The 20108-nt window shown below is 65.1% G+C and carries 20 protein-coding genes and 1 tRNA gene; 9 read left to right on the plus strand and 12 right to left on the minus strand.

Annotation, left to right across the window (positions count from 1 at the left end; all coding sequences use genetic code 11):
* The first annotated feature begins 10 nt into the window (after nt 1-10).
* The 6 genes from hfq to DFR29_RS12090 all read left to right on the plus strand — a co-directional run bounded on the left by hfq (nt 11) and on the right by DFR29_RS12090 (nt 5690).
* Nucleotides 11-304, plus strand: a complete 294-nt coding sequence (hfq, locus tag DFR29_RS12065; RefSeq protein WP_133818849.1) for an RNA chaperone Hfq — start codon at nt 11-13, stop codon at nt 302-304.
* A 5-nt stretch (nt 305-309) separates the two neighbouring features.
* On the plus strand, nt 310-1626 hold the full coding sequence (gene hflX, locus DFR29_RS12070) for a ribosome rescue GTPase HflX (protein ID WP_133818850.1): 1317 nt from the start codon (nt 310-312) through the stop codon (nt 1624-1626).
* A gap of 254 nt (nt 1627-1880) precedes the next feature.
* Nucleotides 1881-2966: an FtsH protease activity modulator HflK gene (gene hflK / locus DFR29_RS12075; RefSeq protein WP_133818851.1), complete on the plus strand. Its 1086-nt coding sequence runs from the start codon at nt 1881-1883 to the stop codon at nt 2964-2966.
* Nucleotides 2963-3835, plus strand: coding sequence for a protease modulator HflC (gene hflC, locus DFR29_RS12080; protein WP_133818852.1), 873 nt, complete (start codon nt 2963-2965; stop codon nt 3833-3835). The genes hflK and hflC overlap by 4 nt, the downstream gene beginning before the upstream one ends.
* 134 nt (nt 3836-3969) lie before the next feature.
* Nucleotides 3970-5262, plus strand: coding sequence for an adenylosuccinate synthase (locus tag DFR29_RS12085; RefSeq protein WP_133818853.1), 1293 nt, complete (start codon nt 3970-3972; stop codon nt 5260-5262).
* A 14-nt stretch (nt 5263-5276) separates the two neighbouring features.
* Nucleotides 5277-5690, plus strand: coding sequence for a VOC family protein (locus tag DFR29_RS12090; RefSeq protein WP_243746026.1), 414 nt, complete (start codon nt 5277-5279; stop codon nt 5688-5690).
* A gap of 253 nt (nt 5691-5943) precedes the next feature.
* On the opposite strand, the gene DFR29_RS12095 is transcribed toward DFR29_RS12090, so the two are convergent.
* Together DFR29_RS12095 and DFR29_RS12100 are read right to left on the minus strand one after the other, a co-directional pair.
* The gene (locus DFR29_RS12095) at nt 5944-6507 is read right to left on the minus strand and encodes a TFIIB-type zinc ribbon-containing protein (RefSeq protein ID WP_133818855.1); all 564 of its coding nucleotides are present in this window, start codon (nt 6505-6507) and stop codon (nt 5944-5946) included.
* A gap of 74 nt (nt 6508-6581) precedes the next feature.
* Nucleotides 6582-6666 (minus strand) — tRNA-Leu (locus tag DFR29_RS12100).
* A gap of 130 nt (nt 6667-6796) precedes the next feature.
* Here DFR29_RS12100 and rnr point away from each other — a divergent pair.
* Together rnr and rlmB are read left to right on the plus strand one after the other, a co-directional pair.
* Nucleotides 6797-9304: a ribonuclease R gene (rnr, locus tag DFR29_RS12105; RefSeq protein WP_133818856.1), complete on the plus strand. Its 2508-nt coding sequence runs from the start codon at nt 6797-6799 to the stop codon at nt 9302-9304.
* The gene (gene rlmB / locus DFR29_RS12110) at nt 9301-10044 is read left to right on the plus strand and encodes a 23S rRNA (guanosine(2251)-2'-O)-methyltransferase RlmB (RefSeq protein ID WP_133818857.1); all 744 of its coding nucleotides are present in this window, start codon (nt 9301-9303) and stop codon (nt 10042-10044) included. Before rnr ends, rlmB begins: the two co-directional genes overlap by 4 nt.
* 415 nt (nt 10045-10459) lie before the next feature.
* On the opposite strand, the gene DFR29_RS29145 is transcribed toward rlmB, so the two are convergent.
* The 8 genes from DFR29_RS29145 to DFR29_RS12150 form a co-directional block, all read right to left on the minus strand.
* Complete coding sequence (locus DFR29_RS29145; RefSeq protein WP_166654018.1) at nt 10460-10672, minus strand: hypothetical protein; 213 nt, start codon at nt 10670-10672, stop codon at nt 10460-10462.
* Between the two features lie 182 nt (nt 10673-10854).
* On the minus strand, nt 10855-11223 hold the full coding sequence (locus tag DFR29_RS12120; RefSeq protein ID WP_133818859.1) for a hypothetical protein: 369 nt from the start codon (nt 11221-11223) through the stop codon (nt 10855-10857).
* A gap of 205 nt (nt 11224-11428) precedes the next feature.
* Nucleotides 11429-11884, minus strand: coding sequence for a hypothetical protein (locus DFR29_RS12125; RefSeq protein WP_133818860.1), 456 nt, complete (start codon nt 11882-11884; stop codon nt 11429-11431).
* A gap of 101 nt (nt 11885-11985) precedes the next feature.
* The gene (locus tag DFR29_RS12130) at nt 11986-14568 is read right to left on the minus strand and encodes a serine/threonine protein kinase (protein WP_133818861.1); all 2583 of its coding nucleotides are present in this window, start codon (nt 14566-14568) and stop codon (nt 11986-11988) included.
* On the minus strand, nt 14552-15136 hold the full coding sequence (locus DFR29_RS12135; RefSeq protein ID WP_133818862.1) for an ECF-type sigma factor: 585 nt from the start codon (nt 15134-15136) through the stop codon (nt 14552-14554). The genes DFR29_RS12130 and DFR29_RS12135 overlap by 17 nt, the downstream gene beginning before the upstream one ends.
* A 151-nt stretch (nt 15137-15287) precedes the next feature.
* Nucleotides 15288-16406 (minus strand): sterol desaturase family protein, encoded by a 1119-nt coding sequence (locus DFR29_RS12140; protein WP_243746027.1) that lies wholly within the window; start codon nt 16404-16406, stop codon nt 15288-15290.
* A 291-nt stretch (nt 16407-16697) separates the two neighbouring features.
* Complete coding sequence (locus DFR29_RS12145; protein ID WP_133818864.1) at nt 16698-18218, minus strand: hypothetical protein; 1521 nt, start codon at nt 18216-18218, stop codon at nt 16698-16700.
* 24 nt (nt 18219-18242) lie between these two features.
* On the minus strand, nt 18243-18581 hold the full coding sequence (locus DFR29_RS12150) for a 4a-hydroxytetrahydrobiopterin dehydratase (protein ID WP_133818865.1): 339 nt from the start codon (nt 18579-18581) through the stop codon (nt 18243-18245).
* A 113-nt stretch (nt 18582-18694) separates the two neighbouring features.
* On the opposite strand from DFR29_RS12150, the gene DFR29_RS12155 reads away from it, so the two are divergent.
* Nucleotides 18695-19309: an NfuA family Fe-S biogenesis protein gene (locus DFR29_RS12155; RefSeq protein ID WP_133818866.1), complete on the plus strand. Its 615-nt coding sequence runs from the start codon at nt 18695-18697 to the stop codon at nt 19307-19309.
* A 75-nt stretch (nt 19310-19384) separates the two neighbouring features.
* On the opposite strand, the gene DFR29_RS12160 is transcribed toward DFR29_RS12155, so the two are convergent.
* Together DFR29_RS12160 and DFR29_RS12165 are read right to left on the minus strand one after the other, a co-directional pair.
* The gene (locus DFR29_RS12160; protein ID WP_133818867.1) at nt 19385-19732 is read right to left on the minus strand and encodes a c-type cytochrome; all 348 of its coding nucleotides are present in this window, start codon (nt 19730-19732) and stop codon (nt 19385-19387) included.
* A 14-nt stretch (nt 19733-19746) separates the two neighbouring features.
* Entirely contained in the window at nt 19747-20082 is a 336-nt protein-coding gene (locus tag DFR29_RS12165) for a c-type cytochrome (protein ID WP_133818868.1), read from the minus strand.
* Nucleotides 20083-20108 lie beyond the last annotated feature (26 nt).

Below are 20108 nucleotides of genomic sequence, written 5' to 3' on the forward strand. Positions count from 1 at the left end.
GAGAATACCAATGTCAAAAGGGCAGTCCTTGCAGGATCCGTTTCTGAACGCCTTGCGCCGCGAGCGTGTGCCGGTGTCGATCTACCTGGTCAACGGCATCAAGCTGCAGGGCACGATCGAGTCGTTCGACCAGTTTGTTGTGCTGTTGCGCAACACGGTAAGCCAGATGGTTTACAAGCATGCAATTTCCACCGTAGTGCCTAGCCGCAATGTGCGTATCGGCGAAAACGGTCCCCATGGCCATGGCGTAGGCGGCGATCACCACGCCGAACCTGGCGACACGGCCGACCATAGCGAGGGCTAAACACTCTGTACGATCGTGCAGCCAAGGGCGAGCTGGCTATTCTCGTTCAAACCACGCAGGGCGGCGCCAGCGACACCGACGCCCGCCTGCAGGAATTCGCCGAACTGGCTGCGTCAGCCGGTGCCACCGTCGTCGCCAGCGTGCAGGCGCGCGTAGATCAGCCCAACGCGCGTTTCCTGCTCGGCACCGGCAAGGTCGAGGAACTGCGCCAGCTCAAGCTGGCCAACGGCGCCGACCTGATCCTGATCAACCATGTCCTCAGCCCGGTGCAGGAACGCAATCTGGAAAAGTATTGCGAATGCCGGGTGATAGGCCGCACTGGCCTGATTCTCGACATCTTCGCCCTGCGCGCGCGTTCGCACGAGGGCAAGCTGCAGGTGGAGCTGGCCCAGCTCAAGCACATGGCCACGCGCGCGGTGCGCGGCTGGAGCGGCCTGGATAGCCAGCGCGGCGGCTCCATCGGCCTGCGCGGCCCGGGCGAAACCAAGCTCGAACTGGATCGCCGCCTGCTGCGCGGACGCATCCAGCAACTGCAGGAACGCCTGGACAAGGTGGCCCTGCAGCGCGAGCAGACCCGGCGCGGCCGCCTGCGCAATGCGATTCCGCTGGTGTCCCTGGTCGGCTATACCAATGCCGGCAAGTCCACCTTGTTCAATCGCATCACCGGTGCCGGCGTCTACGCGGCCGACCAGCTGTTCGCCACGCTGGACCCGACCCTGCGCCGCATCGAAGGGTTGCCCTGCGGTCCGTTCGTGCTGGCCGATACGGTCGGTTTCATCCGCGACCTGCCGCACGACCTGGTCGCGGCGTTCCAGTCCACCTTGTCCGAGACGCGCGACGCCGACCTGCTGCTGCACGTGATCGATGCGTCCGACCCCGAACGCGAGCAGCGCATGGCCGATGTGGCCGAGGTACTGGCGCATATCGGTGCCGACGAAGTACCGCAGCTGCAGGTGTTCAACAAGATCGACCGCGTCGAAGGCAGCCAGCCGCGGCGCGATGCCGTCGACGGCGGCACCCAGGCGCGGGTATGGCTGTCGGCGGCGAGCGGGCAGGGCGTGGATCTGCTGCACCAGGCGATTTCCGACCTGCTCGGGCACGACCGTGTCTGTACCACCTTGCACCTGACTTCCGCGCAGGGCCGGCTGCGTTCGCGCCTGTATGCGGCCGGCGTGGTGCAGAGCGAGGACAGCGACGACAGCGGCTGGCAGGTGGCCATCGACGCGCCGCGCGCGCGGCTGCAGGCGCTGTACGGCCTGCCCGATGGCGACGGCGCCACGCTGCGCAAGGCACTGGAAGCCGACGACCGCCCACAGGACTAGGCCCTTTGCGACCAGTGCCGGAGGTCGCACTTGACTCCGCGCCGTGCCGTCCCGATCTGTAACGCTCGGCCCGGTGCGGCGCGATGGGTTCGATTCCCTGATGACAGCGAGTACAATCTTGCCGCAATCCGTCCCCGACGACGCCCAGCGTCCGTCCTCAACGGTTGCCGACCGGACAACCGTCATCTCCCAGCTTCATTGGTTTTCAGACATACGACGCGCAAGCGGCGGTACGACTATCACGAGGTCAACTCATGGCATGGAATGAGCCGGGCAAACGCGACCCCTGGCGTGGCAACCAGAAAGGCCCGGATTTCGAAGAAACCCTGCGCCGCCTGCGCGAGCGCGTGATGTCGCTGTTCGGCGGCAGTGGCGGCACGAGCAGCGGCAGTGGCAGTGGCGGCGGCATCCTCGTCGCGCTGGTCGCCATCGTGCTGGCCTGGGTCGCGCTGGACAGCTGGAGCGTGGTCAACGCCCGCGACGTTGGCGTGGTGCAGCGCTTCGGCAAGATGACGCGGGTGATGAGCCCCGGTTTCAATCTGAAATGGCCTCGGCCGATCGAGACCGTGACCAAGGTCAAGACCAAGGATGTGCGCCTGCTCGCCGACAGCGTACGCATGCTGACCATGGACGAGAACATCGTCCAGATCGATTTCAATGTGCAGTACCAGGTCAGCGACGCGCAGAAGTTCCTGTTCCAGGTCAAGGACGTGGAAGATCCGACCGTGAAGCAGGCGGCGGAGAGCGCGGTGCGCCAGGTGATCGGCGGCAGTGCCATGGACACCATCCTGTCCGGCCAGGGCTCCGAGCTGGTGGCCGAGACCAAGCGCGTGCTGCAGACGACGCTGGATTCCTACGACGCCGGCATCATCGTCAACGAAGTGAATTTCCAGTCGGTGGCGCCACCGCACGAAGTGAAGGAAGCCTTCGACGACGTGACCAACGCCCGCGAGAACAAGCAGCAGACCGAGAACGAAGCGCAGGCCTATGCCAACCAGATCGTGCCGGAGGCGCGCGGCCAGGCCGCCCGTATCAAGGCCGAGGCGGAAGGCTTCCGCGCCGAGCGCATCGCCCGTGCCGAAGGCGATGCCGCGCGCTTCAACCAGCTGGTGGCCCAGTACAAGTCCGCGCCGGAAATCCTGCGCCGCCGCCTGTACCTGGAAACCATGCAGCAGGTGCTGAAGGACAATATCAAGGTGCTGGACGCCACCGGCGGCCGCAATCTGATCAACCTGCCGATCGACCGCCTCGTGCCCGCCGCCACCAGCCTCTCTCCCGGCGCTGGCGTGCTGCTGCAGGCCGATGAAGCGGCGCGGGCAAGCCGGGAGGCACAGCGATGAAATCTTTTGCCGCACTGATTGCCGCGCTGCTGTTGCTGCTCGGCGTCAATTCCACGTTCATCGTGCGCGAGGGCGAAACCGCGCTGGTGCTGCAGTTCGGCCGCATCCTGCATGCGGGCTATGAGCCGGGCCTGCACTGGAAGCTGCCGTTCGTGCAGCAGGTGCTGCGCTTCGACAAGCGCATCCTGGGCCTGGACACCAAGCCCGAGCGCTACCTCACCTCGGAAAAGAAAAGCGTACTCGTCGACTTCTACGTAAAGTGGAAAATTGACGATGTGACCATGTTCTATGGCGCCTCCGGCGGCGACGAAGGCCAGGCCACCTTGCGCCTGACCCCGATCGTGAAGGATGCGCTGCGCTTCGAGTTCAACGCCCGTCCGCTGCACGAGCTGATCGCCGACGGCCGCGTCGACATCACCGCGCATGTGCGCGACAAGGCCAATGCCGCGACGCGTTCCTCGCTGGGTATCCAGATCGTCGACGTGCGCATCAAGGGCATCAACTTCCCCGAGGAAGGCACCGTGCTGGCATCGGTCTACGACCGCATGCGCGCCGAGCGCAAGCAGGTCGCCAACGACCTGCGCGCCCGTGGTACCGAAGCCGGCGTGACCATCCAGGCTGACGCCGACCGCCAGCGCCAGGTGCTGCTGGCCGAGGCGAACAAGGCGGCGCAGTCGGTGCGCGGCGAAGGCGATGCGAAGGCGGCCGAGATCTACGCCGCTGCCTATGGCAAGGATCCGGAGTTCTACGCGTTCACGCGCAGCCTGGAGACCTATCGCGATTCGTTCCGCAACGGAAATGGGGTATTGCTGCTCGATCCGAAGTCGGAGCTGTTCCGCTATTTCGACAGTAGCCAGGTCGGCCGCTGAGCCCGTCGCGCCGCACGTGCGGCGCGGCTGCGGTGGGTAAGCCATTCATCGGCGCGCCGGGCGCGCCTGCGTGTTCGGCCGCGGCGTTCGCCTGAACGTCGCGGCCTTTGTCTTCCAGCTTAAGGATGAAAACCATGGGTAAGTCAGTCGTTATCCTCGGAGCGCAGTGGGGCGACGAGGGCAAGGGCAAGATCGTCGATCTGCTGACCGAGGAAGTCGGTGCCGTCGTGCGTTTCCAGGGCGGCCACAATGCCGGCCACACCCTGGTCATCGGCGGCAAGAAGACGGTACTGCACCTGATTCCCTCGGGCATCCTGCGCGATCAGGCGCTGTGCCTGATCGGCAACGGCGTGGTGCTGTCGCCGGCTGCGCTGCAGACCGAAATCGCCGAACTCGAAGCGCAGGGCGTCGATGTGCGCTCGCGCCTGAAGATCTCGCCGGCCACGCCGCTGATCATGCCGTATCACATCGCCGTGGATCAGGCGCGGGAGAAGGCATCGGGCGCCAAGGCCATCGGCACCACCGGCCGCGGCATTGGCCCGGCGTATGAAGACAAGGTGGCGCGCCGCGGCATCCGCGTCGCCGATCTGTTCTATCCCGACCAGCTCGCCGACAAGCTGCGCGATGCGGTCGACTACCACAATTTCGTACTGGCCAACTGGCTCAAGGCCGATACGGTCGACTTCCAGAAGGTGCTGGACGAGGCGCTGAGTTTCGGCGACTACGTCAAGCCCATGGTCGACGACGTCTCGACCATCCTGTACGACCTGCGCAAGGCCGGCAAGAAGATCCTGTTCGAAGGCGCGCAAGGCTCGCTGCTGGACATCGACCACGGCACCTATCCCTACGTGACCTCGTCCAACACCACGGTCGGCGGCGCCTATGCCGGCTCGGGCGTGGGTGCGCGCGACATCGACTACGTGCTGGGCATTGCCAAGGCCTATGCCACGCGCGTCGGCGGCGGTCCGTTCCCCACCGAACTGAATGACGACATGGGCGAACTGCTGCGCAAGCGCGGCAACGAGTTCGGCGCCACCACCGGCCGTCCGCGCCGCTGCGGCTGGATCGATCTGGTTGCGCTCAAGCGCGCGGTGCAGATCAACGGCATCTCGGGCCTGGCCATCACCAAGCTCGACGTGCTCGACGGCCTGCCGTCGATCAAGGTCTGCATCGCCTACGAATACCGCGGCAAGCAGCGCACGCTGGCACCGCTGGATGCCGCCGGCTGGGAAGAGTGCAAGCCGGTCTATCTGGAATTCCCGGGCTGGCAGGAGCCGACTTCGGGCGTGCGCGAGTTCTCCAAGCTGCCGCCGGCCGCACGCGCCTACCTGCGCGCGGTGGAAGAGCTGGCCGAATGCCAGCTGGCCCTGGTGGCCACCGGTGCGGACCGCGACGACACCATCATCCTGCGCGATCCGTTCGCCTGAGGCAGGGCGCTGCCGTGCATCCCATCCGCATTCGTGAGATCGACCATATCGTGCTGCGCGCCCGCGACCAGGGCGCGCTGGTGCGGTTCTATTGCGAGGTGCTGGGCTGCACGGTGGAAAAGCGCCAGGAGGCGATCGGCCTGGTGCAGCTGCGTGCCGGCACCTCGCTGATCGACATCGTCGGCATCGACGGCAAGCTGGGCAGAATGGGCGGAGCGGCGCCGGGCAGGGAAGGTCGCAACCTCGACCATTTCTGCGTGCGCGTCGAACCGTTCGACCTCGATGCGATTCGCGCCCACCTGCGTGCCCATGGCGTCGAGCCCGGCGAGTTCGGCTCGCGCTACGGCGCGGAAGGCGAGGGGCCTTCGCTGTATCTCGACGATATCGAAGGCAATACGGTCGAGCTGAAAGGCCCGCCGGATGCATAGGTTGGGGTAAGCCGCAGGCGCACCCCGACATCGAGGCATTGCCGCAGCGAAAACGCCGGGGCGAAGGAGTTTTTCGCTTCCTGGCGCGGCCAGACGGCGAGGTGCTCCCTCACGCTGCAAGGTATACGAATGCCTTCGGCACGGGTTTTTGAATCGGAGGCAGCGCGATGGCGGGGTGCGCCTGCGGCTTACCCCGACCAACGTCGTCGCCGATTGCACCATCGCCAATATCGCCAGGCGAAGCAGGCGCCACTCAAAGCGGAATGTCGTCGCGCACCTGATTCACGTAGGCCAGGATCTCGCGCGCATCCGGATTGTCGCGCAGCCATTCGCGCGTCTGCAGGGCGCGTTCGTAGTGCTCGCCCAGGCGTTCGCTCCAGCGCTGCTCAGCGCGCCGTTCCGCTTCGGTGCTGCGTACGCGGTTCTGCCAGGGCTGGGTAAACACCTGGGTCAGCTTGCCGGCCAGGGCCAGGCGGTCGAGCAGCTGCCATTCGCCACGGTCCAGCCAGGCTTCGTCGCAGTGCACGCACAGGTCGATCTGGTTGCGCGCATCGGCGCTGACGCGGAACTTGGTCATGAAGTGCTGGCACTTCGGACAGCACAGCGCGATCGAGGTGTCTTTCACTTCCGTCAGCGGCGCATCGGCCGCATCGGCGTCGGTGTGTACTTGTGCAGGCTGGCTCTCGCGCCAGTGCCGATATGCCAGCAGCGACAGCAGACTGCCGCCGCAGCCGTCGCAGGACAGGGCCGGCAAATCGGCTTCGATGCGCGAATGGTTGAGGCTGCGGTCCTTGCAGTGCGGACAATTGCTGGCCATTGCGCCTATCCCCCGATGTCAATGCGACAGACAGCAAAAAGCCCGCGATTAAGCGGGCCTTTTGCTTTTTCGATTGGTGCCCAAGAGAGGACTCGAACCTCCACGGGTCGCCCCGCTAGTACCTGAAACTAGTGCGTCTACCAATTCCGCCACCTGGGCAGGTGCTTCGCGTTGCGTTGTTGCCGCTGCGAAGGCCGCGAACTATATGGAGCGTCGAAGAGCTTGTCAACGCTTTGCTTGCAATCAATTCCAATGTCGGCGAGGCTGACCGGATTCAACGAGAGTACACATGAAGAAAACACGTAGCACGGACACCACGCGCAGCGGCAACAAGAAAGCCGCGCGCCCCGGCTGGATGCCGGAAACAGCGCCGCCTTCGCGCGGCAAGCGCTCCACTGAAGTCGCCGCGACGACCGGCGGTGCCGCACCGAAACCACGCGCGGTACGCAAGATGGCTGCGATGGCCGCGCCGGTCGCTGCCCCGACTGCCGCCGCGCCCAAGCCTGGCGCCGCGCGCAAGACGATGGCGAAGACCGGCAAGAGCACGCCACCGGCCATGCCGCCGCCGGAAGCCGCGGCAAGGCGCCCGCGCAATAGCGCAGTAACCGCGGAGGCTGCCGGCAGCGATCCGTTTGCCGAGCGCGAACAGCAGCGCTACGAGCACCCCATTCCCAGCCGCGAAGCGATCCTCTCGTTTCTCGCCGAGCAGGGCCAGCTGATGAATGCCGAAGCCGTGGCCAAGGCCTTGTCGCTGACGCACGAGCGCGACTTCGGTGCACTGACCAAGCGCCTCGCCGCGATGCTGCGCGACGGCCAGCTGATCCAGAACCGCCGTGGCGGCTACGGCGTCGCGCAGAAGCTCGATCTGGTTGCCGGGGTTATCCTGGCCAATCCCGACGGCTACGGCTTTCTCAAGCCCGATGCCGGCGGCGAAGACCTGTACCTGTCGCCCTTCGAGATGCGCAAAGTGCTGCATGGCGACCGCGTGCTCGGCAGCGTTGTCGGCGTCGATCGCCGCGGCCGCCGCCAGGGCGCCATCGTTGAAGTGCTGGAACGGCGTTCGCCGCGCCTGGTTGGCCGCATCATCGAACAGGACGGCCTGATGCTGGTCGCCCCCGACGACCGCCGCCTGCACCAGGACATTCTCATCGCGCCGGGCAAGGAATGCGGCGCGCGCTCGGGCCAGATCGTCGTGGCCGAGATCACCGAGCCGCCGGGCCAGCATCGCGGCCCGATCGGCCGCGTAGTGGCCGTGCTGGGCGAGCGCCTGACGCCGTCGCTGACGGTCGAGATGGCCATAGCCAGCCACGACATTCCGCACGAGTGGCCCGAGCCGGTGCTGCGCGAAGCGGCCCAGGTCGAGCCGGAAGTCAAAGACTTCTCCGGACGCAAGGATCTGCGCGGACTGCCGCTGGTCACCATCGACGGCGAGGATGCGCGCGATTTCGATGACGCGGTTTTCGCCGAGCCCAGCGCCGGCGGTTTCCGCCTGGTCGTCGCGATCGCCGACGTGTCGCATTACGTGCAGCCGGAAACCGCGCTGGACGAGGAAGCCTACAAGCGTGCGACGTCGGTGTATTTCCCCGGCTTCGTCGTGCCGATGCTGCCGGAGACCCTGTCCAACGGCATCTGTTCGCTCAATCCCAAGGTCGAGCGCCTGTGCATGGTCTGCGACATGCTGGTGGACCAGGAAGGCGAGGTGATCAAGTCGAAGTTCTACCCGGCGGTGATGCGTTCGCACGCCCGCCTGACCTACAACCAGGTCTGGCTGGCGCTGGGCGAGAAGAATGCCGACGCGCGCGCGCAGATCGGCACTCTGATGCCGCATATTGAACAGCTGTACAAGCTGTACAAAGTGCTGGCCAAGGCGCGCAAGCGGCGCGGCGCGATCGATTTCGAAAGCACCGAAGTGAAATTCCGCCTGGCTCCATCGGGCGAGGTGGTGCAACTGGGCGCCGAGCCGCGCAACGATGCACACAAGCTGATCGAGGAATGCATGATCGCCGCGAACGTGCAGGCGGCGCGCTTCCTGGACAAGGCGCATGTTCCGGCGCTGTATCGCGTGCACGAGCCGCCGCCGGAGGGCAAGTACCACGACCTGCTGGAATTCCTCAAGGATTTCAGCCTGAAGATGCCGACGGCAGCGGACGTGGAACCGGCCGATTTCGCCACGCTGATCAGGAAAATCCAGAACCGTCCCGACGCCAGCCTGATCCAGTCGGTGCTGCTGCGATCCCAGTCGCTGGCGGCCTATCAGCCCGACTGCGGCGGTCATTTCGGCCTGGCACTGGATGCGTACGCGCATTTCACCTCGCCGATCCGGCGCTATCCCGACCTGCTGGTGCACCGGGCTCTCCGTTATGCGATTGCCAAGGGCAAGCCAGCCAGCTACCGCTATTCGCCGACCGCCATGGCCAGCATGGCCGTGCACTGTTCGCAGTGCGGCCGCCGTGCCGAGGAAGCCGAGCGAGACGTGGACGAGCGCTACAAGTGCGCCTGGATGGAAAAGCATGTCGGCAGCGAATTCGACGGCATCGTCTCGGGTGTCACCTCGTTCGGCCTGTTCGTCGAACTGGTCGATTCGAAAGTGACGGGCCTGGTGCATATCACTCAGCTGCCGAACGACTACTACCATTTCGATCCGATCCGCCACCTGCTGACCGGTGAGCGGCGCGGACTCAAATTCCGTCTCGGCGACGCCGTACGCATCCAGGTGCTGCGTGCGAGCCTGGAAGACCGCAAGATCGATTTCCGCCTGGTGGCGAACGAAACCCCCGTGGAGAAGAAACGGCGATGAGCCATGAGTTGCTGATCGGCATCAATTCGGTAGAGGCCGCGTTGAGCCATGATCCGAAGAACATAGTCGAGCTTTTCATTGAGACCGGCAGCGCCAATGCGCGGCTGAAAGAGCTGTCCGAGCGCGCGCGCGACCTGGGTGTCAAGCCGCACGGACGCACGCGCGAACTGCTCGATCGCATGACCGGCGGCGCGCGTCACCAGGGCGTAGTGGCGCAGTACCGTGCCGCGCCGCCGCGCAGCGAGAACGATCTGGCCGAACTGGTGGAAGCCGCCGGACGCGAAGCGCTGGTGCTGGTACTGGACGGCGTCACCGATCCGCACAACCTCGGCGCCTGTCTGCGCAGTGCCGAAGCGGCAGGCGTCACGGCCGTGGTCGTGACCAAGGACAAGGCCGTCGGCATTACGCCCATCGTGCGCCGTGCGTCTGCCGGTGCTGCCGATCGCGTGCCGTTCATCGCGGCGACCAATCTCGCGCGTACCTTGCGTGCGCTGAAAGAGCAGGGCGTATGGCTGGTCGGCCTGGCGGGCGAGGAATCCAGCCAGAACTTCTACGCAGTCGACCTGAAGGGGCCGATTGCACTCGTCGTCGGTAGCGAGGGCGAGGGTTTGCGGCGGCTGACACGCGAACAGTGCGATTTCCTGGCACGCATACCGATGAAGGGGGCGGTGGATAGCCTCAATGTGTCGGTGGCGACGGGTGTGGGCTTGTTCGAGGTGTTGCGGCAGCGGGCGGGTTGAATTTTTGTCTTTGTGAAATTCTTCGCTGATTCGGTGGCGGCGCGCCGTAAGATTTTCTGATGCGGTTGGTTTTGTTGGATGGTAGCTACCTCTCCTCCACGCCCGGCTTGGGGGGGGGCGGTGCTGGGTTGAGCTTCGCCGCTGGGTTTCCGGGGAAGGAGTCCGCCGTTGGCGGATGTTTTTTGTGTGCGTGGCGGCGCGTTTCGCGCGCCGTGGGCGCGCGTCCAAGGAGAGGATGCTTGTCCGTCTCCTCCTTGGATTCTCCCAGGACACCCCGGATGCCGCGGTTTTGGGCCATCCCTGGCCCAGAGCTTCGTGAGGCCGCTACGGCCGGTCGGTGCACGGGACATCCTGTCCCCTGCGCCGACTCGTGGCCATTCTGGCCACGATCCTGCGGGCTTTTGCCTACGGGGCCTCACGCGGTATACGGGGCCCCGTTTGAAGCGCGCTTCCTGCGCGCAACAGCAACAGCAACAGCAACAGCAACAGCAACAGCAACAGCAACAGCAACAGCAACAGCAACAGCAACAGCAACAGCAACAGCAACAGCAACAGCAACAGCTAGAGCCCACAGCAACGGCGCACGTTGAGGCGGACGTGGGGGCATTTCGGCACTGAGAATCTTCATGCCGCAGATTCGCTTGGCGAAGGACTGGCTATCTTCGGCGCGGCAATGAATCAGTAACCAACTGCGGCAATGCTGGCCGATGCAAGTTTATGTACTTGTTTATTGTGTGGCCATGGCTTCGGTATTTCGTACGGAGAGCGGTTTCTGCGTACGCCGAATGCAGGCCTGAGCCGCGGTCGGGTTTACTGCGAACGCGCCAGCGCTGTGGCGCCGATGTCGCTATCGAGTTCGGTGTGGCCGCAAGCGGGCAACAGCTGGGTCGCGGTTTCGATGTAGCCGGCAGGGGCAATCACGCTGACGGCGATGGCGCTGGCGCGCTTGTCCTGGCAACCGATGGTATGTACGGCGAGATTTCTGCTTATCGCGGAAGTGCGTTCGCTTTTGCCGGCGACATGCCATTCGTAGCGGTAGCTGGTGCCTTGTGGCCAGGCTTCGCAGCGGAATCCATCACCGCTGGCTGTGCAGCTCAAGCCGGCTGCGCCGGCGCTGGCCGAGAAGATCATCGCCAGCCCGACCAGGCTGCGATGCAAGAGATGGCGAGTAGAGCGCATGCACTTCCCCCTGAAGTGACTGGATGGTGCCCCGCCTGGCTAATTACCGCATCGCAATCGCTACGCTCAGGGGGTGCGTAGCGACTGCGATGCGACAGGGCGTTGCGGAGCCCAATTACAACTACTCGGATCGGAATACCCTGCGGGCTCACGCAGGAAAACAAAATTTGTTACCAAGCGTTACGCGTTACCGGGATGCTGCCGCTCAGTTGCAGCTGGGCAGGGTTGCGGAAGCAAGCGAGGTGCCGCCGCCGGGCCCAACAACAGCAACACTGATCGTGCCGGCGTTGCAGTTGAAGCTGCGGAACGGATTGATCACGTCGGTGGCGATGGCGGAATTGTTGCTGTTGAACCAGTCGTAGCTGATTTCCTCGCCCTGGGGCCAGGCTTCGCAGGTATAGCCATGTCCGCTGCTGGCGCGTGAGCACTGCAGGCTCGTATTGGCAGGCGCTGTGCCGATGCTTTGCGTGGTGAGGACGTAGACGCTGTCGGTGCAATCCGCATCGGTCAGCGACTGCGATGTAGAGGTATAGCACTCGGTGGTATTGCAGAGGTTGAGCGGAATGGTTTCGCAGAACTTGTCGGCGTGCGCGGTGGCGCTGCTCAGACATGCTGCTATGACGACGGCCGACGACGCGAAGGAACAGAAGGAACGGAACATGAAAAGCCCCCCTTAGGCTGTGGGAAGAATCTGTGGCGGGAAAGATCGAGTCGGGATTGCTCGATGCTACAAGCGTACGCGGAAAAGACGGCGTCAGCGGCTCAGCCCGGGTTGTCAGAGTTTGTGCCAGCTTTGGTATTTGGTGATGCGTTCATGAATTCTTTGGCGCTGGTACACCAGGAAAGGATTTCCGGGGCCAGCACGGCTTTGCCGCAACCCGCCCCGGTGGCCGCTTCGGCCAGTACTTCCAGGTAGTTGTTGAGGTTGCTGGTTTTGGCTGCCCGCACTTGCGTAAGCGCAATATTGTCGGGGCCGATCAATATCTTCAACGCCTCCAGCGAGCGCTTCCGTACGAGCAGAAAGCGCGCGAAATAACTGCGCCAGAACACCAGTGGCAGGCGGGTTTCCTCGGTTCGCAACTCGCTGCGTTGCAATACCTCCCGGTACAGCGCCTCGGCTTCGTCGTCGTGGCCGCCGAGGTCGGTGAGCATCTGGGCAAGATTGAAGGCAGTACGCAATGTATTCTGGTGTTCGTTGCCGACAGTATTGCGCCAGGCAGCCAGCGATTCGCGGATCGCCTGTACACCTTCTTCGAATTTTCCAGCCTCGTTCAGCGAAATGCCCAGCGAGCTGCGCACCTGCGCGGCTACCGTACTGTTCGGGCTGTAGATGCGATCGACTTCCTCGACCACCTTACGTGCCTCGGGCACGGCCGCGGCAGCGCCACGCACGCGGCGCAACGCGTCCAGCCGGTACATGCGCACCAGGGTCAGGCGCGGGTGGTCGGGTTCCAGTCCGGCACTTTGCCAGGCCATGGTCTGGTCGAGCAGGGCCAGGGCCTCGGCGCTGCGGTCAGTCACGCGCAGCACGGAGGCCAGCTGCAGCCGGGCCATGTTGGCGACGTCGTCCGACGGCGGCCGGCCGCTGGTGTCGCGTACGGCTTGCTCCAGGTGCTCGATGGCGTCCTTGCGCTGGCTTCGGTGAAAGCACAGCACGCCCATGGCGAGCTGCCATTCCGGGCTGGGACGCAGGCCCAGTCCGGCGGCGCGGTCCAGGCGATCACCGGCTGCGGCATAGTCGCCGGCATTGGTACGGGCGCGCGCCTCGAGGATCAGCAGGCTGCCGATGCGGGCCGGACTGAAGCCGGCATTGCCTGCGGCAAGTACTGCTCTTTCGGCCAGCTCGCTGGCCTGGGGGCTGAGACCGGTTGCCAGTTCCACTTCGGCCAGGGTGCCGGCGAGTTCGGCATAGACATCCGGCTGCGATTCGAAGGTGGCTTCCAGCGACGGCCTGGCCGCCTCGAGCACTGCGCGTGCCGTCACGTTGGCTCCGGCGACTTCGGTGGGGTTGGCCGCGGCGAACGCGCTCTTGAGCAGGCCCACGGCGCGCTGGGCGCGGTCGCGCTCGTGGGTGATGGCCACGTTCTGGCGCAGGATAGCGACCACGGCGGTCGCGATGGTGAGGAACAGCACCGCGCTCAGCGCCGAGGCAACGCGATGGCGCGAGACGAATTTGCGCCAGCGATACCAGCGGTCGCTCTGGCGTTCGCGGATCGGCTGTTCCTTCAGCACGCAGTCGATGTCATGGTCGAGCTGGTCGACTGTACTGTAGCGTTCGCTGGGCCGCTTGCGCAGACAGCGCTGGACAATATGTTCGAGATCGCCGCGCAGGCCTTCGCGCAGTTCGCGCAACTGGTGGAATCCGCGCGCCTGTACCAGGGCCATGTCGGTATCGCCGATGCGGCTGGTCATGGGCGGCGGCGGCAACTGGCGGATGGCGTGTTCGATCTCGCCCGGCGTCATGTTGGCGAAGCCGAACGGCAGGCGGCCGGCCAGCAGCTCGTACAGCAGCATGCCCAGGGCGTGGATGTCGCAGGCCACGGTGATGGGGCCGCCGACCAACTGTTCCGGCGCGGCGCTGGACGGGGTCAGGAAGCGGTCCATGGTCATGGTCGCACTGACATTGCCGATGCGGCCCAGCGGCTTGGCGATGCCGAAGTCGAGCAGCTTGATTTCGCCGTCGTCGCTGACCAGGACGTTGCTGGCCTTGATGTCGCGATGCACAACCAGGTTGCGGTGGGCGTGGGCCACCGCGGTAAGCACTTTGCGGAACAGCGCCAGACGTTCGTTCAGACCGAGCTGGCGGGCGTCGGCCCAGCCGTCGATCGCCTGGCCGCGGACGAATTCCATGACCACGTACGGCGTGCCGTCGGGCGTGGTATTGGCGTCGATCAGGCGCGAGATGCTCGGATGATCCAGTGCCGCCAGGATTGCGCGCTCGGTGGAGAAGCGGCGCAGCAGGGCCGGATGGACCAGATCGCGGCGGACAAACTTGATGGCCACTTCCTGGCTGAAATCCGCACCGCGGCGGGTGGCGCGGAATACGCGGCCCATGCCGCCCTGGCCGATTTCCTGTTCCAGGGTATACACGCCGAAGCTCAGGCCCGGCCGCAGCGCATCGCTGTCGCGGGCGTCCAGGCCGGATTCGACCAGGCCCAGCGCGCTGCGCGGCTCGCTGCCGAGCAGCTTCTGGTCCCGCTCGATCAGGCGGGCCAGTTCGTCGGCGAGGTCGGGGTCGCTGCTGTGGACATGCTCAAGCAGTTCTTCCCGGGCGACCGGATCGAGATCCAGCGCCTGGTCGAACAGCTCGCCCAACCTGCGTATGCGTTCAGCCGGGCTCTTCATCACCGGGGACTACATCCAGTCGTTCGGCCAGCCAGGCGCGTGCGAAACGCCATTGCCGCCCGACAGTGGCGCGGGACGAGCCGCAGACTTCGGCGATTTCTTCCTTGGTCAGCCCCGAGAACAGGCGCAGTTCGACCACGCGCGCTGCATCCGGCGCTGCCTGGGCGAACTCGGTCAGGGCCTGGTCGACCGCGAGCCAGTCCACATGGTCGCCCTGGGACGGCGTCTCGCGCTGCTGCATGTCGTCCAGGGCGATGAACAGCTGGTCGCCGCCGCGTTTTTCCGCCTGGCGCTCGCGCAGGTAGTCGACCACGACGCGGCGCATCAAGGTCGCGGCAATGGCGTGGAAATGTGCACGATTTTGCCAATTGACGCCTTGTTGCACATGCAGGCGTTCGTAGGCTTCGTTGGCCAGCTCGGTCGCGCGCAGGGTCAAGGCATTGCCATGCCGACGCACCTGCGCGCGCGCCAATTCGCGCAGCACCGGATAGATATCGGTTGCCAATGCATCTTCTACGCTGCGATCGCCACGCTTCCAGCGATCCAGCAGTTCAGTGATCGAAGACATCGCAAAACCCCCTGCTTGCGACCCGCAGTGTAGCCCTACAACGGCGGCTGCTGGCAAGCCGTCAATCCGCTGCGTTCGTGCAGCCTGCCGGCCAGCTTGGTGAAAATTGCGTGTCCGTGGCACATGGGGGGCGATTTCAATCAGACCAAGGTCAGGCCTGCGGTGTTTGTTGCGGCGGCGGCAGCGGTCGTCGGAACGGCATCAGGTGCTGGCGCCAGATGCCGTCGGGGACGGTTTCCAGTTTGAGCACGCCGTATTCGTGCGGCCATTCGCCCCGGGGTGGCAGCTTGAAGGTGCCCATGAGCATGTCGACCAGTGGCAAGTGGATGGCGTAGTTCTTGTCCACCCAGGCCTTGTCGCGCACATGGTGCCAATGGTGGTAGCGCGGCAGCACCAGCAGGTATTCGAGCCAGCCGAATGCAATGCGTACATTTGCATGCGCCAGCACGGCCTGGATGCCGACCAGTACCACGTAGGCATTGATCGCCGCCGGCGCGAAGCCGAGCACGATCAAGGGCAGCAGCACCGCGCTGCGCGTCAGCACGATCTCGACGAAATGCACGCGTGAGCCGGCCAGCCAGTCCATGTGGCGGCTGGAGTGATGCACGGCATGGAAGCGCCAGAGCAGGGGAACGTTGTGGTAAGCGCGGTGCAGCAGGGCCTGGGCCAGATCGGCGCAGAAAACGGCCAGCAGAAACTGCAGCCATACGGGCATTGCCTGGATCTGCGCCTTCAGTCCGGGAAAGGCGGCGAGGGCGGAAATGCCCTGGGTGGATGCAGTGACCAGGATCAGGATGAACTGCACCAGCACATGGCTCATGAAGAAATAGCTCAGATCGGTTCGCCACTGCGGCCGCAGCGGCGACTGTTCGCGGCCAAGGAAACGTTCCAGCGGAATGAACACCAGCGCGGAGAAGAACAGCGAAATGACAAACCAGTCCAAACCCAGCGAATACGGCGTTTTCCCGATTGCATCGAATTGGACATTGCTGCCCCCGGTCAGTACCGCCAGGGCGGCTGTGACCACACCGATCAGCGCGACGCGCTTGTTGCGTCCGCGCAGGATGGCCAGGGTGCCCAGCACGAAGGCGGCGATGAGTCCGGCCAGCAGCAGCCGGCGGGCGAAGGTTTCGCTGTAGATCTGGCGGAAATCGTGGCTGGTCAGCAGTTGCGGAAAATGAAAGCAGATCACGCCGGCCAGGCTGCAGCTGCCGAGAAAAGCAGCGATACAGGCAAGCCAGGAGCGGCGGGATTGGGGCAGTGCGGTCACGGCGGATACCCGGATGGGATGGGAAAGTGGCTGAGAAACGCCCCGGGCAGCGGCTACCGAACACCGGGCGGTGGATCATGGCGGGCTGGTCCGCTGGTTCGCAATCCCGGCAGGCGGTCGATCTGCCGATTGGGGTTGTCCGGGGACTACGGCGACGAGATTTCGCCGCGAGGCGGGGGCGCTGTGCGACGTAGCGGCGAGGGCGATCAGGCGCCGTGACGCTGCTGCTTGCGCGAAGTCAGCATCGGTCGATGCTTCCGGATCTGCCGGTTTGGCGGTGCGCCGGGCGTCTCAGAGGAAATAGCGCAGGCTGATCTCGGCCGAGCGCAGCCATTGCGGCGGCAGATTGCCGGCGAGCAGGCTGGCGGCCAGTGCGTGCGAGGCGGCCAGGGGCAGCAAGGCGCGCTGGCCCAGCCAGTTCGCGCTCCAGAGCAGCCCGCCGGCGAAGGTCAGCTGCATCAGGCCCGCATTCGGCGCGTGCAACAGAGCAAACACGCCGGCAGCCGCCAGCAAGCTCCAGCACGGAGCCACACCCGCCAGGCGCAGGCGGTCGGTCAGCACGACACAGACCAGGTACTGCTGCAGCAGCGCCCAGCCCAGATAGAAAGCGAGTTCGGTGGCAGGGGGCAGGCGTTGCGTCTGACCGAGCGCGAACATCAGCAACAGCGCCAGGGCCGGTGCCGGCGCGGCGAGCAGCCAGGCGCGCGGACTGCCCAGCCAGTGCCAGGCCGGGGTATTCGCCTCGCGCCGCAGGCTCAGTGCAAAAGCGAATGCGAGCATCAGTGCCACTGTGCTCCAGCCATCGGGGTTGTCGCCCAGGCGCAGGTCCAGTACCACGAACAGCGGCAGCGCGAGGGTGGCGGCAGCCTGCAGCAAGGCGCGTGGCCGCTGGGCAGCGGGCGGGCGCAGGCGAAGCAGCAACAGCAGCGCGGCACATACGATCAGCGCCAGCCAGGACCACAGCAGCGCAGGGGGGCCTGCCGCCGCGCCGGTTGCGCGCCGCACCTCTGCGGCAACAGCGTCGCTATCGCCCTGGACCAGCAGCAAGGCGGCCGGTTCGGTCTGGCGCAACTGATCGCGCCAGAGCAGGGCCTGTTCTGGTCGCAGCCGTGGCGGCAGCAGAAACAGCGGATAGTGGACGTCGGACCAATAGCTGACCGTCGCACCGGAGACGGCAAGGTCGCTGGGTTCGCCCAGCAGGGGCAGGTAGCGCCAATCGGGCGAGCGCGGTGCCGACTGCAGCCAGGGCCAGGGCGCAGAAAGGTGCAGACTGACACCGCGCAAGTTCAGGTCCTGCGCCGGGGTGGCGAAACGCAGGCGCAGCATGGCGGCACGCTGCGGCGCGGCGACAGCAGCGACTTCCTCGCCGCGCCACGACAATGTGGAAAGCGGGATTTCGCCGGTGGCGGCCAGCTGCACGGCCGTCACTTCGGCAACGCGCTGCGGCTGCGCCAGCTGTTCGCGCACGATCACGGCGAAGGCGGCCGTGGTGTCGGTTTCGACAACGAGCTGGCCGAAACGGCGCAGATCCAGCGCCTGGCTCAGCGGCAGGCCGATTTCGCAGTCCTGGCTGCCGCGGCGCAGATGCAGGCCGGCACCATCGATACGGTAGTCGCAGCGGCCGAACACAGTGCCACTGACCAGGTCGCGCGTGCTGGCGAAGCGCCAGCGGTACGGCGTGTCGCCGCGCGCCAGCGTAGCCAGTTGCACAACGCTTTCCCGTTGTAGCTGTCGTGCCAGCTGGTATAGCGCAAGGGTCTGCAGAAGTACGGCGCAGAGCGCGACCGCGGCCAGCCAGGTGGTCCAGCGCAACAGCCTTGCCGCGAACACGGTTGGTCAGCGGACCAGCGCGTCGACCTTGGACGCGCAGATGAAATCGTTCAGCGACAGGCCGCCGACGTCGTGCGTGGACCAGCGCATGCGGCAATAGTTGTAGCCGACTTCCAGGTCCGGATGGTGGTCTTCGCGATTGGCCATGTAGGCCACGGCATTGACGAAGCCCATGGTGTGGTGGAAGTCGCGGAAACGGAATTCGCGCTGCAGCTGGCCGGCTTCGCGCTCCACGCGCCACTCGCCAATCAGCTGTGCCAGCTCGCCGATCTGATCGGCCGGAACCGCATCGCCCGGTCCTTTGCGCGGTGTGCAGTGGCTGGCAGTCAGTTCGTCCTTGGTCATGGCGTGCTCCGGGCAATGATGAGGGGCGCGAGTATAGCGGCGGCGGAATGCCGCGGCGCCGTGGTCGCCCCCTTGAAAGCGGACTACAATGGTCCAGATTCAACGGGGTGAATATGATCAATATCTCCGAGCGAGCGCAGCAGCACTTTCTCAAGCTCATCGAGCAACAAGGCATTCCCGGACTCGGCATTCGCCTGCGCGCAGTCAAGGCCGGCACGCCGGCAGCCGACTGCCAGCTGGAATTCTGCGAACCTGCCGATCTGGCCGGCGACGAATGGACGGTGGAATGCCGTGGTTTCCCGCTGTATGTCGACGCCGCCAGCGTGTCGTTTCTCGACGCGGCCGACATCGACTACGAAGTGGCGCCGACCGGTGGACAGCTGACGATTCGCGCACCGCGCATCAAGGGCGAAGTGCCGGGCGAGGGTGCCAGCCTGGTCGAACGCGTGCGCTATGTGATCGAGACCGAGATCAATCCGCGCGTCGCTTCGCACGGCGGCCGCATCAGTCTCGAGGAAATCACCGCCGACGGCGTGGTGTTGCTGCGCTTCGGCGGCGGCTGCCATGGCTGCGGCATGGCCGACGTGACACTCAAGCAAGGCGTGGAAAAAACCCTGCGCGAACGCGTGCCGGAAATTACCGCGGTGCGCGATGCGACCGACCATTCCAGCGGCGAGAACCCGTATTTCGCCAGCAAGGCAAGCGAAGGCAAATCGGCACTGGCCTGATTTTGCGGTGGCGCCGTACAGACAAGAAAAAAGCCCGGCAATGCCGGGCTTTTTTTTGCAACGCGAACCGCCTGTCTACTTCTTCGGCGGGTGGCTCAGATCGCCGAGCTTGCTGTCCGGCAGGCTGGCGAAATATGCCGCGAGATCGAGCATGTTCTGCTTGTTCAGCGGTTCCACGAACGGTGCCATGATGGCGTTCTTGCGCGTGCCGTCCTTGTACTGCTGCAGCGCGATTTCCAGGTAGTCGCGGTACTGGCCGGCCAGGCGCGGATACTGTGGGTCGATCGAATTGCCGTCCTTGCCATGGCACTGGGCGCAGGGTTCGGCAAGTTTCTTGCCGTTCTCGATGTTGCCGGCGGCGTTGGCGGCGGAAGAAAGGGCCAGCGTCGTCGCCAGCGCCAGCAGGGAAATCGTGCGATTCATCCGGGGCATCCTAATTACTTGGCAGCCAGGCTGGAAAGGTAGGCGGCGATGTCTTCGATGTCCTCTTTGGAGAGGCTCTCGCCCTGGGCGCGCATGGTCGGGTGGCTGCGTTCGCCGCTCTTGTAGCCGTTCAGCGCGGCGATCAGGTACTCGTAATTCTGTCCGGCGATCAGCGGCACGTGGTAGTTCGGATACGCATTCTTGTAACCCGGGACACCGTGGCAGCCGTGGCAGGTATAGGTCTTGACTCGGCCGGCTTCGATATTGCCCTTCGGGTCCGCAGCATGGGCGGTCGTGGCGGCAAGGGCGGCGGTGGCTAGCAGGGAAGCAAGCAGTTGCGATCGTGTCATCGTCGGTTTCCGGCGGGGGCAGGTGC

The organism is Tahibacter aquaticus (assembly GCF_004363655.1).
Classification (GTDB): Bacteria; Pseudomonadota; Gammaproteobacteria; order Xanthomonadales; family Rhodanobacteraceae; genus Tahibacter; species Tahibacter aquaticus.

What these genes read in the sequence shown, in the direction of transcription:
- hflC (WP_133818852.1), top strand. Translation starts at nt 2,963, where the DNA reads ATGAAATCTTTTGCCGCACTGATTGCCGCGCTGCTGTTGCTGCTCGGC.
- hfq (WP_133818849.1), top strand. Translation starts at nt 11, where the DNA reads ATGTCAAAAGGGCAGTCCTTGCAGGATCCGTTTCTGAACGCCTTGCGC.
- DFR29_RS12120 (WP_133818859.1), bottom strand. Translation starts at nt 11,223, where the DNA reads ATGCGCTCTACTCGCCATCTCTTGCATCGCAGCCTGGTCGGGCTGGCG.
- DFR29_RS29145 (WP_166654018.1), bottom strand. Translation starts at nt 10,672, where the DNA reads ATGAAGATTCTCAGTGCCGAAATGCCCCCACGTCCGCCTCAACGTGCG.
- rlmB (WP_133818857.1), top strand. Translation starts at nt 9,301, where the DNA reads ATGAGCCATGAGTTGCTGATCGGCATCAATTCGGTAGAGGCCGCGTTG.
- DFR29_RS12150 (WP_133818865.1), bottom strand. Translation starts at nt 18,581, where the DNA reads ATGACCAAGGACGAACTGACTGCCAGCCACTGCACACCGCGCAAAGGA.
- rnr (WP_133818856.1), top strand. Translation starts at nt 6,797, where the DNA reads ATGAAGAAAACACGTAGCACGGACACCACGCGCAGCGGCAACAAGAAA.
- DFR29_RS12095 (WP_133818855.1), bottom strand. Translation starts at nt 6,507, where the DNA reads ATGGCCAGCAATTGTCCGCACTGCAAGGACCGCAGCCTCAACCATTCG.
- hflK (WP_133818851.1), top strand. Translation starts at nt 1,881, where the DNA reads ATGGCATGGAATGAGCCGGGCAAACGCGACCCCTGGCGTGGCAACCAG.
- DFR29_RS12125 (WP_133818860.1), bottom strand. Translation starts at nt 11,884, where the DNA reads ATGTTCCGTTCCTTCTGTTCCTTCGCGTCGTCGGCCGTCGTCATAGCA.
- DFR29_RS12135 (WP_133818862.1), bottom strand. Translation starts at nt 15,136, where the DNA reads ATGTCTTCGATCACTGAACTGCTGGATCGCTGGAAGCGTGGCGATCGC.
- DFR29_RS12130 (WP_133818861.1), bottom strand. Translation starts at nt 14,568, where the DNA reads ATGAAGAGCCCGGCTGAACGCATACGCAGGTTGGGCGAGCTGTTCGAC.
- DFR29_RS12085 (WP_133818853.1), top strand. Translation starts at nt 3,970, where the DNA reads ATGGGTAAGTCAGTCGTTATCCTCGGAGCGCAGTGGGGCGACGAGGGC.
- DFR29_RS12165 (WP_133818868.1), bottom strand. Translation starts at nt 20,082, where the DNA reads ATGACACGATCGCAACTGCTTGCTTCCCTGCTAGCCACCGCCGCCCTT.
- DFR29_RS12160 (WP_133818867.1), bottom strand. Translation starts at nt 19,732, where the DNA reads ATGAATCGCACGATTTCCCTGCTGGCGCTGGCGACGACGCTGGCCCTT.
- DFR29_RS12155 (WP_133818866.1), top strand. Translation starts at nt 18,695, where the DNA reads ATGATCAATATCTCCGAGCGAGCGCAGCAGCACTTTCTCAAGCTCATC.